Origin of the sequence: Burkholderia sp. IO2 (assembly GCF_029522185.1) — a bacterium.
Taxonomy (GTDB): domain Bacteria; phylum Pseudomonadota; class Gammaproteobacteria; order Burkholderiales; family Burkholderiaceae; genus Burkholderia; species Burkholderia cenocepacia.
On record NZ_JAKWFH010000014.1, the window covers coordinates 1 to 17,087 of the forward strand.

The 17,087-nt window shown below is 67.6% G+C and carries 11 protein-coding genes and 2 pseudogenes; 8 read left to right on the forward strand and 5 right to left on the reverse strand.

Annotation, left to right across the window (positions count from 1 at the left end):
- Both MMB92_RS11285 and MMB92_RS11290 read left to right on the forward strand, forming a co-directional pair.
- Nucleotides 1–1,322, forward strand: a 1,322-nt coding sequence (locus MMB92_RS11285; protein WP_277562698.1) for an efflux RND transporter periplasmic adaptor subunit, incomplete at its 5' end; no start/stop codon positions are given.
- A 31-nt stretch (nt 1,323–1,353) separates the two neighbouring features.
- The gene (locus tag MMB92_RS11290) at nt 1,354–2,895 is read left to right on the forward strand and encodes an efflux transporter outer membrane subunit (RefSeq protein ID WP_062885718.1); all 1,542 of its coding nucleotides are present in this window, start codon (nt 1,354–1,356) and stop codon (nt 2,893–2,895) included.
- Here the strand turns inward: MMB92_RS11290 and MMB92_RS11295 are convergent.
- The 3 genes and pseudogenes from MMB92_RS11295 to MMB92_RS11305 form a co-directional block, all read right to left on the reverse strand.
- Nucleotides 2,873–4,333 carry a heavy metal sensor histidine kinase gene (locus MMB92_RS11295; protein ID WP_062885719.1) on the reverse strand — a complete coding sequence of 487 codons (1,461 nt, stop codon included), beginning with the start codon at nt 4,331–4,333 and terminating at the stop codon, nt 2,873–2,875. The two genes, MMB92_RS11290 and MMB92_RS11295, sit on opposite strands and share 23 nt — an antisense overlap.
- Entirely contained in the window at nt 4,330–5,007 is a 678-nt protein-coding gene (locus MMB92_RS11300) for a heavy metal response regulator transcription factor (RefSeq protein ID WP_006489720.1), read from the reverse strand. The genes MMB92_RS11295 and MMB92_RS11300 overlap by 4 nt, the downstream gene beginning before the upstream one ends.
- A gap of 256 nt (nt 5,008–5,263) precedes the next feature.
- Nucleotides 5,264–5,680: pseudogene (locus tag MMB92_RS11305) on the reverse strand (2Fe-2S ferredoxin); the annotation flags it as partial.
- Between the two features lie 185 nt (nt 5,681–5,865).
- Here MMB92_RS11305 and MMB92_RS11310 point away from each other — a divergent pair.
- Nucleotides 5,866–6,143: pseudogene (locus tag MMB92_RS11310) on the forward strand (LysE family translocator); the annotation flags it as partial.
- 30 nt (nt 6,144–6,173) lie between these two features.
- On the opposite strand, the gene MMB92_RS11315 reads toward MMB92_RS11310, so the two are convergent.
- Both MMB92_RS11315 and MMB92_RS11320 read right to left on the reverse strand, forming a co-directional pair.
- Nucleotides 6,174–7,451, reverse strand: coding sequence for an ATP-binding protein (locus tag MMB92_RS11315; protein WP_062885720.1), 1,278 nt, complete (start codon nt 7,449–7,451; stop codon nt 6,174–6,176).
- Complete coding sequence (locus MMB92_RS11320; RefSeq protein ID WP_102898717.1) at nt 7,435–8,184, reverse strand: response regulator; 750 nt, start codon at nt 8,182–8,184, stop codon at nt 7,435–7,437. Before MMB92_RS11320 ends, MMB92_RS11315 begins: the two co-directional genes overlap by 17 nt.
- Before the next feature lie 323 nt (nt 8,185–8,507).
- On the opposite strand from MMB92_RS11320, the gene MMB92_RS11325 reads away from it, so the two are divergent.
- From MMB92_RS11325 to fucP, 5 genes are all read left to right on the forward strand, one after another.
- The gene (locus MMB92_RS11325) at nt 8,508–9,764 is read left to right on the forward strand and encodes an efflux RND transporter periplasmic adaptor subunit (RefSeq protein ID WP_006489739.1); all 1,257 of its coding nucleotides are present in this window, start codon (nt 8,508–8,510) and stop codon (nt 9,762–9,764) included.
- 12 nt (nt 9,765–9,776) lie between these two features.
- Complete coding sequence (locus MMB92_RS11330) at nt 9,777–12,965, forward strand: efflux RND transporter permease subunit (protein WP_062885721.1); 3,189 nt, start codon at nt 9,777–9,779, stop codon at nt 12,963–12,965.
- A complete protein-coding gene (locus tag MMB92_RS11335; protein ID WP_060211421.1) occupies nt 12,962–14,389 on the forward strand; it encodes an efflux transporter outer membrane subunit in 1,428 nt (475 codons plus the stop codon). Before MMB92_RS11330 ends, MMB92_RS11335 begins: the two co-directional genes overlap by 4 nt.
- Before the next feature lie 356 nt (nt 14,390–14,745).
- Nucleotides 14,746–15,672 carry a ribokinase gene (gene rbsK / locus MMB92_RS11340; protein ID WP_277562699.1) on the forward strand — a complete coding sequence of 309 codons (927 nt, stop codon included), beginning with the start codon at nt 14,746–14,748 and terminating at the stop codon, nt 15,670–15,672.
- A gap of 40 nt (nt 15,673–15,712) precedes the next feature.
- Complete coding sequence (gene fucP / locus MMB92_RS11345) at nt 15,713–17,086, forward strand: L-fucose:H+ symporter permease (RefSeq protein WP_006498514.1); 1,374 nt, start codon at nt 15,713–15,715, stop codon at nt 17,084–17,086.
- The last annotated feature ends 1 nt before the right edge of the window (nt 17,087 follow it).

The window sequence follows — 17,087 nt, forward strand, 5'->3', positions numbered from 1 at the left end:
CGCGCGGCGCCGCCTCCGATACGCCGCCGCCCCGCCGCGGCCGCAAGCTGGCCGTGCCGCTCGCGGCCGTCGCGCTCGCCGCCGCGCTGCTCGCGCTCGGCATCGTGCCGCGTATCGACGCACGCGCCGCGCAGCGCGCGCAGGTCGCCGCGCAGCAGGCGCTGCCGGTGTCGGTCGTCATGCCCGGCGCGGCGCCGGCCGACCAGACACTGACGTTGCCCGGCTCGGTGATGCCGTATGCGGACGCGTCGATCTATGCGCGCACGAGCGGCTATATCGCGCACTGGAGCGCCGATCTCGGCGCGCGCGTGAAGGCCGGCCAGACGCTCGCGCAGATCTCGGCGCCCGATCTCGATGCGCAGCTGCGCCAGGCGCGTGCGGACGAAGCGAGCGCGCAGGCGAACTACGACTATGCGAAATCGACCGCGCAGCGCTGGCAGGACATGCTGAAAACGCAATCGGTGTCGCAGCAGGACACCGACACGAAGGTCGCGGACATGAACGCGAAGCGCGCGATGCTCGCGTCCGCGCAGGCGAACGTCGCGCATCTTGCCGAACTCGTGTCGTACGAGTCGGTCACCGCGCCGTTCGACGGCGTGATCACCGCACGCAACGTCGACGTCGGCACGCTCGTGACCGCGGGCGGCACGCCGGGCAGCCCGGGCCTGTCCGGCGAACTGTTCCATCTCGAACAGACGAACACGCTGCGCGTGTTCGTCGACGTGCCACAGGACAGCGCGACCGGCGTGTCGGCCGGCACGTCCGTCTACCTGACGACGCCGCAGTATCCGGGCCGGCACTTTGCCGCGCAGGTCGCGCGCAGCGCGGGCGCGATCGATCCCGTCACGCGCACGCTGCGTGTCGAGATCGACGTCGACAACCGCGACGGCGCGCTGATGCCCGGCGCGTATGCGCAGGCGCATCTCGTCGTGCCGAGCGCGGCGCCGGCGCTTGAACTGCCGGTCAGCGCGCTGCTGTTCCGCCCGAACGGCGTGCAGGTCGCCACCGTCGGTGCGAACGGACGTACGGCGCTGAAGACCGTGCAGATCGGGCGGGATTTCGGCACGCGCGTGGAGATCGTCGCGGGGCTCGCGGCGGCCGATCGCGTGATCGACAACCCGGGCGATGCGATCACGGTCGGGGAAGCCGTGAAGGTCGTGTCGACTTCGCACGATGCGGCGCCGGTTGCGGCTTCGTCTGCTTCGTCTGCTCTGCCCGCGCAACCGGCTTCCGCGGTCAGTGCACGCGACGTGCCGCCGCTGCACGCGGCCGGTGCCGCGCCGGCTGCGTCGACACTCGCTCCCGCGCCCGCCCACGGCTGACCCATCGACGACCACCCACGAGATGCCTGCCATGCGTCTTCCTCATCCGCTCCCGTTCGCTCGCCGCATCGTCGCGCTCGGCGCCGTCGCCGCACTGACCGCCTGCTCGACGCTGCCGCGCTATTCGCCGCCCGCCGTCGCGGTGCCCGTGCACTATGCAGGCGCACCGGCAGCACCTGCCGAACAAACCGGCTGGCACGTCGCGATGCCGGCCGACGCCGTCGCACGCGGCCCCTGGTGGACCGTCTTCGACGATGCCGATCTGAACGCGCTCGAAGCGCGCGTCGACGTGTCGAACCAGACGGTGAAGAAAGCCGTCGCCGATCTGCAGCAAGCCCGCGCGATGGTCGACTATCAGCACGCCGGGTTCCTGCCGACGATCACGGCCGGTGCCGCGCAGAGCCGCGCGCGCGTGTCGCAGAACCGGCTCGGCTCGTCGCTCGCCGGCAAGACGACGCCCGACTACCAGGTCGGCGTGGCCGCGAGCTGGGAGCCCGACCTGTTCGGCCGCGTGCGCGACGCGGTGACCGGCGCGCAGGCGAACGCCGCCGCGAGCGCGGCCGACCTGCAGGCCGTGAAGCTGTCGGTCACGGCCGAACTCGCGACCGACTATTTCGCGCTGCGCTCGCTCGACACGCAGAAGCAACTGCTCGACGACACGGTGCATGCGTACGCGGACGCGCTGACGCTGCTCAAGCAGCAACTCGCGGCCGGTGCGATCGACGCGTCGGCGGTCGCGCAAGCCGAGACGCAGCTCGAATCGACCCGCACGCAGGACACCGACATCGATGCGTCGCGTGCGCAGTTGCAGCACGCGATCGCGACGCTCGTCGGCGAAAGCGCGTCGACGTTCGCGCTGCCGCCGCACGTACAGCCGTTCCACGTGCCGGCCATTCCGGCCGGCGTGCCGTCGCAACTGCTGGAGCGGCGGCCCGACATCGCGGCGGCCGAGCGTCGCGTCGCGGCCGCGAACGCGCAGATCGGCGAGGCGCGGGCCGCGTTCTTCCCGGATCTCGTGCTGTCGGCGAGCGCCGGCCTCGAAAGTTCGTTCTTCGCGCCGTGGCTCGCCGCGCCGAGCCTGTTCTGGTCGCTCGGCCCGCAACTCGCCGGCACGCTGTTCGACGGCGGCCGCCGCAGCGCGTCGCTGCGCGGCGCGCATGCGCAATACGACGGTGCGGTCGCCGACTACCGGCAAACCGTGCTCGTCGCGTTCCAGCAGGTCGAGGATCAGTTGTCCGCGCTCGATGCGCTCGCGTCCGAAGCCGTCAGCCAGCAGCGCGCGACCGACGCGGCCGACCTGTCGCTGCGGCTGACGACGAATCGCTTCAACGCGGGCGCCGTCAGCTATCTGGACGTGGTGACCGCGCAGACGATCGCGCTGACGAACCGGCGCACGGCCGATCAGATCGACGCGCGCCGGATCGAGGCCGAAGTCGGGTTGCTGAAGGCGCTGGGTGGTGGCTGGCAGGCGGGCGTAAGCGCCAGCTCAGACGCGGAATCGAACACCGACACGCACGAACACGCGGCCGCCGCGCGCCACGAACCCGCCGTCACGCAACAGGCGGCCGGTTGAACACGAGCACGAACCGCGTGCCGCGCGCATCGCTTTCGACCTGCGCGCTGCCGCCGTGCAGCTCCATCACCGAGCGCACGATCGCGAGGCCGAGCCCGGCCGTGCCGCCCGGCGCACCGCCGCTGCGCGCGGGGTCGCCGCGCACGAACCGGTCGAAGATCCGCGGCAGCAGCGCGGGATCGATCGGCTCGCCCGAATTCGCGACGACGACGCGCACCGCATCGGCCGTTTCATCGACGCTCAGCGTGATGACGCCGCCGGCAGGCGTGTAACGCAGCGCGTTCGCGAGCAGGTTGCCCACGGCCCGACGAAACAGTTCGACATCGGCCGTCAGCTGCCCCTGCCCGTCGACGCGCAACGTCGAGCCCGCTTCGTCGGCGAGCCCCTCGAAATACTCGGCGATGCGCTCGAGTTCGTCGCGCACGTCGAACGCGCGCTGCCGCGTGACGAAGCTCGGATGCTCGGCGCGCGCGAGAAACAGGACGTTCTCGATCATCCGCGCGAGACGGTCGTATTCCTCGAGATTCGATTCGAGCAGCGTCTGGTACTCGTCGACCGAACGCGGCCGCGCGAGCGCGACTTCGGTGGCGCCGCGCATGTTGTTCAGCGGCGTGCGCAGGTCATGCGCGAGATCGGCGCTGAATTGCGACAGATGCGCGAACGCCTGCTGCAGGCGGCCGAGCATCGCGTTCTGCGCGTCGACCAGCGCGCGCAGCTCGGGCGGCGCGCGCGACGCGTCGAGCCGCGTGTCGAGCTTGTCGACCGTGATCCGGCCGGTGTTGTCGACGATCTCGCGCAACGGCGCGAGCGCCGTGCGGATCAGCCAATAGCCGAGCAGCAGCGCGAACAGCGCGCCGAGCCCGCCGGCGAGCTTGAGCCGGTCGCGGTAGCCGTCGAGCAGATCGGCCCGGTCGCGCATGTTGCGCGCGATCGCGATGCGGATCGGCGTACGGTCGCCGAGCGCGGCCTCGATCACGACGCCGCGCATCGGCGTGCCGCCGTCGGCGGTCCACGTGACGAGCCGGTCGTCCGTGATCCGGTCGTTCGCCGGAACCGGCACCGCGCGTGGCGCAAAGAGCTGCGCGTCGGCCAGCGGCGCCGAGGCGGCTGCCGGCGCGTCGTCGAGTGCGGCGAGCCGGACGTTGTGGCGCGCGAGCACGTCGCCCCCCGCATCGACGACGACCATCGACAGCGCCTCGTTGCCCAGCACCTGGCTCGTCAGCCGCTCCGCGTGCGAGCGAACCGCGTCGAGCGACTCGAGTTCGCCCGCGAGCCGGCGCGTGTGGCGCGCGGCCAGCACGATGTCGAGATCGTCCTGGGTGTTCACCTGCCGCTCGAGGCCCGCATACACGTACGCGCCGACGAGCGCGAACGCGGCCAGCGTGGTCGCGGCGAACGCGAGCGCGAGCGTCGCGGCCAGCGAGCGCGGCCGCGTCATGCGTCGTCCTTCGGTTCGAGCACGTAGCCGACGCCGCGCACGGTATGGATCAGCTTGACCGGGAACGCGTCGTCGATCTTCGCGCGCAGGCGCCGGATTGCGACTTCGACGACATTGGTGTCGCTGTCGAAATTCATGTCCCACACGTACGACGCGATCTGCGTGCGGCTCAGCACCTCGCCCTGGCGGCGCGCGAGCAGCTGCAGCAGCGAGAATTCCCGCGGCGTCAGGTCGATCCGCGTCGCGCCGCGCTTCACGCGGCGGCGCACCACGTCGATGTCCAGATCGCCGACCGCCAGGTGCTCGGTCTCGCGCGGCGGCCCGCGACGCGCGAGCGTGCGGATCCGGGCGAGCAGCTCGACGAACGCGAACGGCTTCACGAGGTAGTCGTCGGCGCCGAGCTCGAGGCCGTGCACGCGGTCCTGCACGTCGTCGCGCGCGGTCAGGAACAGCACCGGCGTCGTGTGCGTGTCGCGCAGCCGCTTGAGCACGCCCCAGCCGTCGAGCACGGGCAGCATCACGTCGAGCACGATCACGTCGTAACGCTCTTCCTGCGCGAGCATCAGCCCTTCGCCGCCGTCCTTCGCGAGATCGACGCTGAAACCCGATTCCTCGAGCCCCTTCTTCAGGTACGCGCCCGTCTTCGGTTCGTCTTCGACTATCAGGATGCGCATCGCCGGCTCCGTCGCATTCGTGGGGACATGCGGCGATGTTACCGGGAAACGGCGACGCGGCGCCGCTGCGTGCAAGCGCGAATGGCGTAGATGACAAAACCGTAATCAGCCGGTCAGCCTGGCGTGCGGTTGCACGAAAACAGGGACACATTGACATCGCGGGGCGGTTCGGCCGCGCGCGCCAACGCCGGCCGTCCATGCGGTTCACCGCTGTTCGCGCGCGCCGGACGGAACGGCGCGGCCGGCGCCGGTCAGGCTAACGCCGCCGGCTCGCGCAGGGCGGCTCGCTCACCCCGACGCGGTCGACCCAGCCGCGGTAGAACGCACGGTACTTCAGCACGAGCTTGTCATACCGGCTGTACGCACCGCCGCCGTCCGGCTTCATCCCGTTCCAGATCCTGACGTCGTACCCCGCCGCCTGTCGGGTCTGGAGCCCGAACAGCAGGTAGTCGATCGCGCGCCGCGGCACGCCGCGCGCCTTCCTGATCGAGATCAGCATGTGCATGACGTTCTTGCCGTCGCTCACCGGCGTCACGCACTGGAGCAGCTTGTATTTGACGTCTGCGTCCAGCGCGACGGTCGTCACGCATCCGCCCGGGTAGCCGTCGAAGTGCAGGTTCATCTGCGACATGTTCATGCCAAGCGCGCGCGACAGCATGCCGAACGGCCCGAAGAGATCAGGCGCGCCGCGAGCGCGTGGATCGTCACCGCGGTGTTCTCGAGCCCGCGGGAGAACAGAAAGGTCATGAAGGCGAGCACATTCGCGGAAGCGCGAATCGCATTCGCGCTGAAACATTTCAACGGCGTGCCAGCGCTGGCCGGCCGCGAACCGCGACACTGACGAATCGAGGAGGCCGCGTGCCCATCCAGGAAGCCTTGCTGAAGATGTCGATGTACGTGTCGCTGGTGCCGATCGTGCCGGGGCCGACCAATACGCTGCTGCTGTCGTCCGGGTTGAAGGTCCGCTTGCGTGGCACCTGGCCGCTGATCGTCGCCGAGGCGCTCGGCTACGCGATCGCGATTGCCGGATGGGGTTCTTCCTGTCCGCGCTCGCTGCGGGCCGGCCCTGGCTTTATGACGCGGTCAAGCTCGCGAGTTCCATCTACATCTTTTTCCTCGCGCTGAAGATATGGACGCATAAAGCAAGCTGGGCGGCGCGCGGCGCTTCATTGCGCGACGCCGCGCTTCGGAAACCGCATCGCTATGACGAGCCCGCCGTCGGCCGCGTTGGCAATTTGCAGCGTGCCGCCGTGATGGCGAACGAGGCGGTGAACGATGGCCAGGCCCAAACCGCTGTGCGAGGTGCCGCCGCGAGCGGGATCGAGCCGGACAAACGGACGCAGCACGCGATCCAGATCAGGCTCGGATACGCCGGGCCCGTGGTCTCGCACCACGAGTTCGTAGTGCTCGCCATGCGCTCGCGTGGTGATCTCCACGGGCGGCTCGCCGTAGGTCAGCGCATTTTCGACGAGGTTCGAGAGCATGCGGTCGATGTCGACCGCAGGTAGCATGAAGTCGGGCCCCGCGTGAAGATCGAGCGTGACGAGCGCATCCCGGTGCGCCTCGCCGCTCGGACTCGGTGCGTCGGTGTAATCGCGACGGCAATGCGTGTCCACGCTGATCCGCGGCGAACCTTCGGGGATCTCGCGCGCAAAGTCGAGAAACTGCGTGATGACACGCGACATGGATTCGGTATCGCGCAGAAAGCCCTCGCGATCGCCACGATCGGTCAGCAGGTCTGCCCGCACCTGCATGCGTGTGATCGGTGTGCGCAGGTCGTGCGCGATACTCGCCAGCATCACGGCGCGCTCGCGCTCGGCCACGGCCAGCTCGCCGGTCATGTCGTTGAAGTCGCCGATCAGCTCGCGCAATTCGCGCGGCCCGCGCTTGCGCACCATGTTCAGCTGGTGGCCGGTGCGATGTTCGCGCGCGGCTGCGGCAAGATCGCGAATGGGGCGATTCAATTGCCACGCAAGCACGACGGCAACCACGATGGCGAACATCAGCGTCAACGCCAGCGCCCCGGTGAAACGGCTCAGCGGCACCTCGGCTTGCGGCAGCACGATGCCACGCGTGCTGCCCGCGGGGAGCACGTGCAGCGTGCCGTCGTCGTCCATTGCCACGTGAGTGCCCGGCGGCAGCACGTGCCGCAATTGCCGTTCGATGGGCCCGTTCGTGTCGTCGCGAAAGCGCCGCGCGTCGGCGGCCGGCAGTTGCTTCAGGTCCACGAACGAAATACCGAGGATGTCCGCCCCGGACCGCTCGCCGTCGCCGCCCCGCCCGTCCATGCCGGCGGCAACCTCCACGACGCGCGAAATATGGAAGGCGGCGAGGCTCGCGCGCGTTCGCTCGATCAACAGCAGCGACGTGAGATGAACCAGCATCAGCAGGCCCACCGTGGTGATGACGAGCCGGCCGAACATCGTATCAAGTGGATTCTTCATCGGCCGGGTTGTCGGGAATGAACATGTAGCCGATCCCGCGCACGGTTTGCAGCCGTCGGGGATTGGACGGGTCGTCCTCGATCAGGCGGCGCAGGCGCCATACCGGCACGTCGATGCCGCGCTCGGTCACTTCGGCATCCGGACCGTGGAGCAATTCGATGAGCCGCGTACGCGAAAGCGTTTCCATGGGGTGCGAGGCCAGCACCTCGAGCAGCGCGTACTCGCCGCCGGTGAGCTTCACGGGCGTGCCTTCGCACAGCAGCGTGCGCGTCGCGAAATCCAGTTCGAAGCGGCCGAACCGGCACGGGGCGGGCTTCTCCTGCACCGCTGTCGTCCGCGGTGGCCCTTGGCGGCGCAGCACTGCCTGGATGCGCGCGAGCAGTTCCTGGGGCATGAACGGCTTGCCCAGATAGTCGTCCGCCCCGAGTTCGAGCCCGAGCACGCGGTCAATGCCGTCGGCGCGCGCGGTCAGCATGATGACGGGAATCGTGTCGCCGCTCGCGCGCAGCTGCTTGAGCGCGGTGAGGCCATCCACGCCCGGCATCATGAGGTCCAGCACGATGATGGCCGGCCGTTCGCGCTCCAGCCGCCGCGCGAGATTCGTTGCATCGTGCAGAACGGAGAACTCGATGCCGCGCTGCTGGAAGAACCTGCGCAGCAGGTCGCGCAGTTCCGCATCGTCGTCGACGAGCAGGACTTGCGGCGCGGAGCCGGGGATGGAAGGTGGGTGCATTTCAGGTATTCAGGGCGGCGTGAGGACGAAATGATGGTAGCCCGGATACGATCTGACTGGCTTTCGAAATATTACTGTGATTTGCGATTCCTAACGGAACCAGCACAAGGGCCGGGCCGCGAGGGTATTACGTATGCCGAAATCCCGATTCTCTTCCCCCTCTCCAGGCGCGTCACTGGACAGTAAGTTTCCGTAAGCACAAAAAAATGCGCCGTCGGTAGCGTTACGCCTTGTCCAGCACCGGCACCGCCAGGTCCCCTGAAGCGTCCGGAGCCGTCCCGTTCTCGCATCGCGCGACATCGCGATGTCCAAACAGGTCAAAGATGAAGACGCCCATTCTCGCGAACCACGCGCACCACCCCATGACGTACAGGCCGCGCCAGCTGTTTGCCGCACTCTCGATCCTTGCGATAGTCGGAACCGCCGGCTGCAACAGGCAAACCGGCGCACCGCCCGGCGGCTTCGCCACGCAGACCGCCCAGGTGGGCGTGCTCTCGCTCGCGCCGCAGCGGATCGTCGAAACGACCGAACTTTCCGGCCGCCTTTCCGCGCAGAAGGTCTCCGACGTACGACCGCAGGTGAGCGGCATCATCCTCAAGCGCTTGTTCGTGGAAGGCAGTGACGTGAAGGCGGGCCAGGTGCTCTACCAGATCGATCCGGCCACCTACCAGGCTGCCTACGACCAGGCACGCGGCACGCTGGAAAACGCCCGCGCCACGCTGGCTTCGGCGAAGACGAAAGCGGACCGCTTCACCGAACTCGTGAAGATCAACGCCGTGAGCAAGCAGGACTACGACGACGCCGTCGCCGCGGTTCGCGCAGACGCCGCGAGCGTCACGGCCGACGAGGCAGCGCTCGAATCCGCGCGCGTGAACCTCGAATACACGCACGTGCGTGCGCCCATCTCCGGACGCATCGGCGCATCGACCGTGACGGAAGGCGCGCTCGTGACCTCGAACCAGACCACCGCGCTCGCCACCATCCAGGCGTTCGACCGGATGTACCTCGACGTCACGCGCCCCAGCACGGAATGGCTGAGGCTTCGCAAGGCCTTCGCTTCCGGGCGCCTGAAGAAAACGGGCAGCGACAGCGCCGCCGTCACGCTCGTGATGGAAGACGGCACCGAATACGCCCACCCCGGCGCGCTGCAGTTCTCCGGCGTCACGGTGGACGCCACCACCGGGTCGGTCACGCTGCGCAGCACGTTCCCGAACCCCGAACGCGAATTGCTGCCCGGCATGTTCGTGCGCGCCCGCCTGGAAGAAGGCGAGAACGACAACGCGATACTCGTGCCGCAGATGGCCGTGACGCGCGCGTCGGACGGCAAGGCGAGCGTCTACGTCGTGGATGCGGCCGGCAACGCGCGGCAGGTGCAAGTCACGGCCGACAACGCATTCCGGGACCAATGGATCGTGACCTCGGGCCTGCACGCCGGCGACCGCGTGATCGTGAGCGGCCTGCAGAGCGTGCATGCGGGCGCGCCGGTCAAGGTGGCGGCCGATACGCCGCAGACGCAGGCGAACGCGGCATCCGCGGCACCCGCGACGGACACGGCCTCGACCGTGTCGGCACGACGCTAGGCGGAGAACGGCATGGCAGAGTTCTTCATCAAGCGCCCCATTCTCGCGTGGGTCATGGCCATCGTCATCATGCTGGTGGGCGCGGCGGCGGTCACGAGTCTTCCCGTCGCGCAGTACCCCACCATCGCGCCGCCCTCGGTGCAGGTGATGGCCACTTACCCCGGCGCCTCCGCCGACACCGTCGCGACAACCGTGACCCAGGTGATCGAGCAGAAGCTGAGCGGCATCGACAACGTGCTGTACATGTCGTCCACGAGCAGTTCCGCCGGGCAGGCCACCATCACGCTGACGTTCAATCCCGGAACGAATCCCGACATCGCGCAGGTACAGGTGCAGAACAAGGTGACGCAGGCCACGCCTACCCTGCCCCAAACGGTGCAGGAGCAAGGTGTGCAGGTCGCGAAGGCGTCGACGAGCTTCCTCATGATCGTCGCGCTCTCGTCGCCGGGCGGCACCTGGAATTCGGTGGATCTCGGCAACATCATCGCGACCCGGATCGAAGATCCGCTCGCGCAGTTGAACGGCGTGGGCGACGTGACGCTGTTCGGCGCGCAGCACGCGATGCGCATCTGGCTCAACCCGGTGAAGCTGCGCAGTTTCGGACTCGCGCCCTCCGACGTGACCACGGCCATCACGAACCAGAACGTCGAGCTTTCCACAGGGCAGGTCGGCGGCTCGCCGGCAACGGATTCGCAGGCCATCAACGCGACCATCCGCTCGTCGAGTCTGCTGACGAGCGCCGACCAGTTCGCCAGCATCCTGCTGCGCGTGAACAGCGACGGCTCGCGCGTGCTGCTGAAGGACGTGGCGCGCGTCGAGGTGGGCGGCGACAGCTACGACACCGCGTCTCGTCTGAACGGCAAGCCGGCATCCGCGCTCGCCATCAAGCTCGCCACCGGCGCCAACGCGCTGGACGCGGCCAACGCCGTGCGCGCGAAGCTCGCCGAGATCCAGCTGCAATTGCCGAAGGACGTCGCGATCAGTTACCCGTACGACACCACGCCGTTCGTTCGCATCTCGATCGAAGAGGTCGTGAAGACGCTGTTCGAAGCGGTCGTACTGGTCTTCCTCGTGATGTACCTGTTCCTGCAGAACGTGCGCGCCACGCTGATTCCGACCCTCGTGGTGCCCGTTGCGCTGCTCGGCACGTTCGGCGTGATGTCGATGATCGGTTTTTCGATCAACGTACTCTCGATGTTCGCGATGGTGCTCGCCATCGGCCTGCTCGTGGACGACGCCATCGTGGTGGTGGAAAACGTCGAGCGCATCATGAGCGAGGAGAAGCTCGGCCCGAAGGAAGCCACGCACAAGGCGATGGGGCAGATTACCGGCGCCCTGGTCGGCGTGACCACCGTGCTCACCGCCGTCTTCATTCCGATGGCGTTCTTCGCGGGCTCCACGGGCGCGATCTACCGGCAGTTCTCCATCACCATCGTCTCGGCGATGCTGCTGTCGGTCATGCTCGCGCTTACGCTCACGCCGGCGCTGTGCGCCACGCTGCTCAAGCGCGCCGACGTGGAGCACCACGACAAGCGCGGCTTCTTCGGCTGGTTCAACCGGTGGTTCGCCAAGCGCAACGCGGGCTACAGTTCCTCGCTCGCACGCGTGGTCGCGCGACCCGCGCGTTACATGCTGCTCTACGGCGCGATCGCCGGCGTCGTGGCGTTGCTCTACGTCACGTTGCCCTCCTCGTTCCTGCCTGACGAAGACCAGGGCTACTTCATCGTGTCGATCAGCGCGCCCGCGGGCACGCCGGCCTCGCGTACGCTGAAGACGGTGGAGGCCGTGGAGCAGTACGTGCTGAAGGACGAGCCGGGCGTCAAGCAGGTCATCGCCATCAACGGCTTCAGCTTCAACGGCCAGGGGCAGAACAACGCCATCGCGTTCGTGACGCTCAAGGACTGGAGCCTGCGCGGTTCGCGCGACAGCGTGTCGGCCATCATCGCGCGCGCCAACCAGCATTTCGCCGGCAATCGCGACGCGCGCATCTTCGTGCTGAACCCGCCCGCCATTCAGGAACTGGGTACGCAAAGCGGCCTCGACTTCGAGATAGAAGATCGCGGCGGCGCAGGCCACGACAAGCTGCTCGCGGTGCGCAACCAGTTTCTCGGCATGGCGTCGAAGGAGCCGACGCTCGCGATGGTGCGTCCGTCCGGCCTTGAAGACACGCCGCAGCTGCAGGTGGACATCGACCGCGAAAAAGCCAACGCGCTGGGGCTTTCCATCTCCGACGTCAACGCGACGCTGCAGACCGCGTTCGGTTCGTCCTACGTGAACAACTACATCGACACGGGGCGCGTGCAGAAAGTCTACGTGCAGTCGGACGCCCCGTATCGCATGATGCCTGCCGACCTTGGCGACTGGTATGTGAAGGCAAGCAGCAGTGCGTCGAGTTCGTCGTCCTCGAGCACCACCACGAGCACGACCGGCTACGACTCCACGATGGTGCCCTTCTCGTCGTTCGCAAAGAGCCACTGGACGTTCGGGCCGCCACAGATCGAACGCTACAACCGGCAGCTCGCCACCGGCATTTCGGCCGCCACGCGGCCCGGCGTGAGCACCGGCGAGGCAATGACGGCAGTCGAACAGCTTGCACGCAAACTGCCGCCCGGCTTCGCCGTGGAATGGACGGGCCAGTCGTATCAGGAGAAGCAGGCCGGCTCGCAAGCCACGGTGCTCTACGCGATCTCGCTCGTCGTCGTGTTCCTGTGCCTGGCGGGCCTCTACGAAAGCTGGTCGATTCCGCTTGCGGTGCTGCTCGTCGTGCCGCTCGGTGTGCTGGGCGCGTTACTTGCCGCTCATGGGCGCGGGCTTTCGAACGACATCTATTTCAAGGTGGGGCTGCTGGCCACTATCGGTCTGTCCACGAAGAACGCCATCTTGATCGTCGAGTTCGCGAAGGATCTGCAAGCGCAGGGACGCAGCCTCGTGGACGCCGTACTCGAAGCCGCCCACATGCGGCTGCGCCCCATTCTCATGACTTCGCTCGCGTTCGTGTTCGGCGTGCTGCCGCTCGTCATCAGTACGGGTGCCGGCGCCGGCGCACGCCACGCCATCGGCACGGGCGTGACGGGCGGCATGATCGCGGCCACGGTGCTCGCCATCTTCTTCGTACCGGTCTTCTTCGTCGTGGTGCGCAGACTGTTCAACGAACACGGTCACACGACGGACTCCGCCGGCATCAACGAGGGCAACGCATGAAACGCACACTGATCGCCCTTGTCTGCACGGGCATGCTGGCAGGCTGCACGCTGGACCCGACGTACCAAAGGCCGGCCGCACCGGTCGACAATACCTGGTCCACCGTGCCCTCGCGGCCGCAGCCGAAGGCCGCGCAGAGCACGGCTGCGGCACCGCTGGGAGCCGACCTCGGCTGGCGCGACTTCTTCAAGGATCCGCGACTGCAAAAGCTGATCGAACTCGCGCTCGCGAACAACCGCGACATGCGCGTGGCCGCGCTCAACGTGGCGCAGTACGAAGCGCAGTACCGCATTGCGCGCGCCAACGTCGGACCGGCCATCAACGCATCCGGCTCGATCACGCGCGAACGCGTGGCCGGCTCCACGGGCGCATACGGTTCGAGCAGCGCGAGCGTGGGCCTCACATCGTGGGAAATCGACTTCTTCGGCCGCCTGCGCAGCCTCAAGCGCCAGGCGCTGGAGCAGTACCTCGCCACGGACGCCGCGCGCACCAGCACGCAGATCAGCCTGATCGCGACCGTCGCCACCGACTATCTGCAACTGCGCTCCGACGAGACGTCGTTGCAGATCGCGCAGAACACCGTGGATGCGGACCAGCACACCTACGATCTCACGGTGAACATGATGAAAATGGGCAGCGCGTCGCTGCAGGACGTGCGCCAGGCCGAAAATTCGCTGGCGAGCGCGCGGTCGAGTCTCGCCTCGTACACGCGTGCGGTCGCGCAGGACCGCAACAACCTGGTGGCCGAAATCGGTGCGCCGCTGCCCGACGATCTGCCGCAGGGCCCTTCGCTGATGGAAAGCGAGCACACGTTCGCGGACATTGGCGAAGGCGTGCCGTCGGATCTGCTCGCGCGCCGGCCCGACATCGTCGAAGCCGAGCACACGCTGAAGGCCGCCAACGCCAACATCGGTGCGGCGCGCGCCGCGTTCTTTCCGAAGATCGAGCTGACGGCTTCCGCGGGCACCACGAGCGGCAGCCTCTCGAACCTGTTCAAGGCGGGCACGGGGGCGTGGACGTTTGCGCCGACCCTCTCGGTGCCGCTCTTCGATTTCGGCTACAACCGCGCCACGCTGGACGTGGCGAAAGTCGAGAAGGACATCGACGTCGCCAACTATGAAAAGGCCATCCAGACGGCGTTCAAGGAGGTGTCGAATGCACTCGCGGGACGCACCACGTACGTCACCCAGGTCGCCGCGGATCGCGACTACGTCGAGTCCGCGCGGCAATACTACGACCTCGCGCAGGCACGCTACCGCAGCGGCACCGACAGCTTCCTGACCCTGCTCGACGCGCAGCGCACGCTCTACGCCGCCCAACAGCAACTGGTCACGGACATGCTCGCCAAGCAGTCCAATCTCATCACGCTGTACAAGGTGCTGGGCGGCGGCTGGCGGGAAACGAGCGCGGTGGCGCAGCGGTAGCCTCCGTACGCCCGTGACCGACGCGCTTTCGCACATCACGGGCGTCTTGCCATCGATGCCTCGTTCCCCCGCAGGAACGGACTGCTAAAAACAGCGATGCGCACGACGGATCGCGCGCGGTTCTCGCGAAAGCCCGTCTTTCTGGCCATCCTCGCCGGCCCTCCCACGTGCAATCTTTTTGCATGCCGACAGCGGCATGCGGGCGTCTCGTCCGCCTGGCCAGCGACCGAAAAGTGACCCTCCTAACATCATAGGATTGCATTTTCACATTTAATGTGATTTTATTATCACCTGTCGCGAGCGGCCGCCGACCATGCGCGCGCCGCGGCGCATCCCATACCAAGGAAGAGACGCAGATGCAGACAATCGCCGTCATCGGCAGCAACATGGTCGACCTCGTGACCTATGTCGCGCGCATGCCCGCCCGGGGCGAGACGCTGGAGGCCCCGAACTTCGAGCTCGGCTGCGGCGGCAAGGGCGCGAACCAGGCCGTCGCGGCCGCGCGCCTCGGCGCGCGCGTCGTGATGGTCACGAAAGTCGGCGACGACGTGTTCGCCGACAACACGATCCGCAACTTCGAGCGCGAAGGCATCGACACCACGCACGTGCGCAAGGTCGCCGGCGTGCCGAGCGGCGTCGCGCCGATCTTCGTCGAACCCGATTCGAGCAACAGCATCCTGATCGTCAAGGGCGCGAACCGCCACCTGCGGCCGGCCGACATCGACGCGGCCGCGCCGATGCTCGCCGAATGCGCGCTGATCGTGCTACAGCTCGAGATCGAGCTCGACACCGTCTATCACGCGATCGAATTCGGCGCGCGGCACGGCATTCCGGTGTTGCTGAATCCCGCACCGGCGGTCGCCGACCTCGATTTCGAACGCATCCGCTCCGTCGAATTCTTCGTGCCGAACGAAACCGAGCTCGCGATCGTGTCGGGTATGCCGGTCGATTCGCGCGAAAGTGCGACCCGCGCCGCCGAAGCGCTGGTCGCGCGCGGGCTCAAGCACGTGCTCGTCACGCTCGGCAGCAACGGTTCGCTGCTGGTATCGCGCGACGGCGTGCGGCACGTGCCGGGCGTGCCGGTCGACGCGCGCGACACGACGGGCGCGGGCGATGCCTATATCGGTTGCTTCGCACGCTGCTATGCGGCGTCGCGCGACGCGATCGATGCGATGCGTTACGCATCCGCGTACGCCGCGCATTCGGTCACGGGCCTCGGCACGCAGAAGTCGTACGCCGACGCCGCGACGTTCGAACGCTTTCTCCGCGACGCCGGCTTCTGACCGGCGCCTTCATCGACGAGACATTGGGAAGGAGACACCCATGAGCCGAACCCGGATCGAACACGCCCCCGACGGCTATTACCTGAATCGCACGCCGCTCTTCGCGTTCACGCTGCTGTGCTGCCTGTTCGCGCTGTGGGGCACCGCCGCGAACCTGAACGACGTGCTGATCGCGCAGTTCAAGAAATCGTTCTTCCTGTCCGATTTCGAATCGGCGTTCGTGCAGTCCGCGTTCTATCTCGGCTACTTCTTCCTTGCGATTCCGGCCGCGACCGTCGTGAAGAAGTTCAGCTACAAGACGACGATCCTCGTCGGCCTGCTGCTCTACACGACCGGCTGCCTGCTGTTCTTCCCGGCCGCGTCGATGGCGAAGTACGGGATGTTCCTCGTCGCGCTGTTCGTGATCGCCGCGGGCCTGTCGTTCCTCGAAACGGCGTCGAACTCGTATTCGACGCTGATGGGCCCGCGCGGCACCAGCACCCGGCGCCTGAACATCTCGCAGACGTTCTATCCGTTCGGCGCGATGGCCGGCGTCTACATGGGCAGCTTCCTGATCTTCAAGGAAGGCGACGCGTCGCATGCGCAGCTCGCGGCGATGTCGGCCGCCGACGCGCACACGCATCAGCTCGCGATGATCCAGGCGACGCTCGAGCCGTACAAGTGGCTGATCGTCGTGCTCGTCGCGGTGTTCATCGTGTTTGCGCTCACGCCGTACCCGGCCTGCAAGGGCAACGGCACGGGCGCGGTCACGCACCGGATCGACGCGCGCGGCACGCTCGCGCGGCTGTTCGGCAACCGGCGCTTCGTCGCGGGAGTCGTCGCGCAGTTCCTGTACGTCGGCGCGCAGGTCGGCGTATGGAGCTTCACGATCCGGCTCGCGATGCAGATCGGCGGCCTCACCGAGCGCGGCGCATCGCGCTACCTGCTCGCAACCTTCTTCGCGTTCTTCGTCGGCAAGCTGGTCGCGACGCTCGTGATGAAACGCGTCGGGCCGGCCAAGGTGCTGATCGTCTACGGCATCCTGTGCATCGCGCTGCTCGCGTACACGATCAGCGTACACAACATCACCGCCGTCTATGCGGCCGTGTGCGTGAGCGTCTTCCTCGGCCCGTGCTGGCCGACGATCTACGGGCTGACGATCGACGGCCTCGGCAAGGACACCGAATACGGCGGCTCGATCCTCGTGATGAGCATCGTCGGCGGCGCGGTCGTGCCGCTGATCCAGGGGCTGATCTCGGATCACACCGGCGGCAACATGCAGCTCGCGTTCGTCGTGCCGCTCGTCTGCTTCGTCGTGATCGTCTACTACGGCTTCTACTGCCTGCGTCACCTGCCGGCGGCGACGCCCGACGCGGCGGCCGACGGCCACGCGTCCACGCGCTACGCCGCGACGCGCAACACGTCGGGAGCCTGAC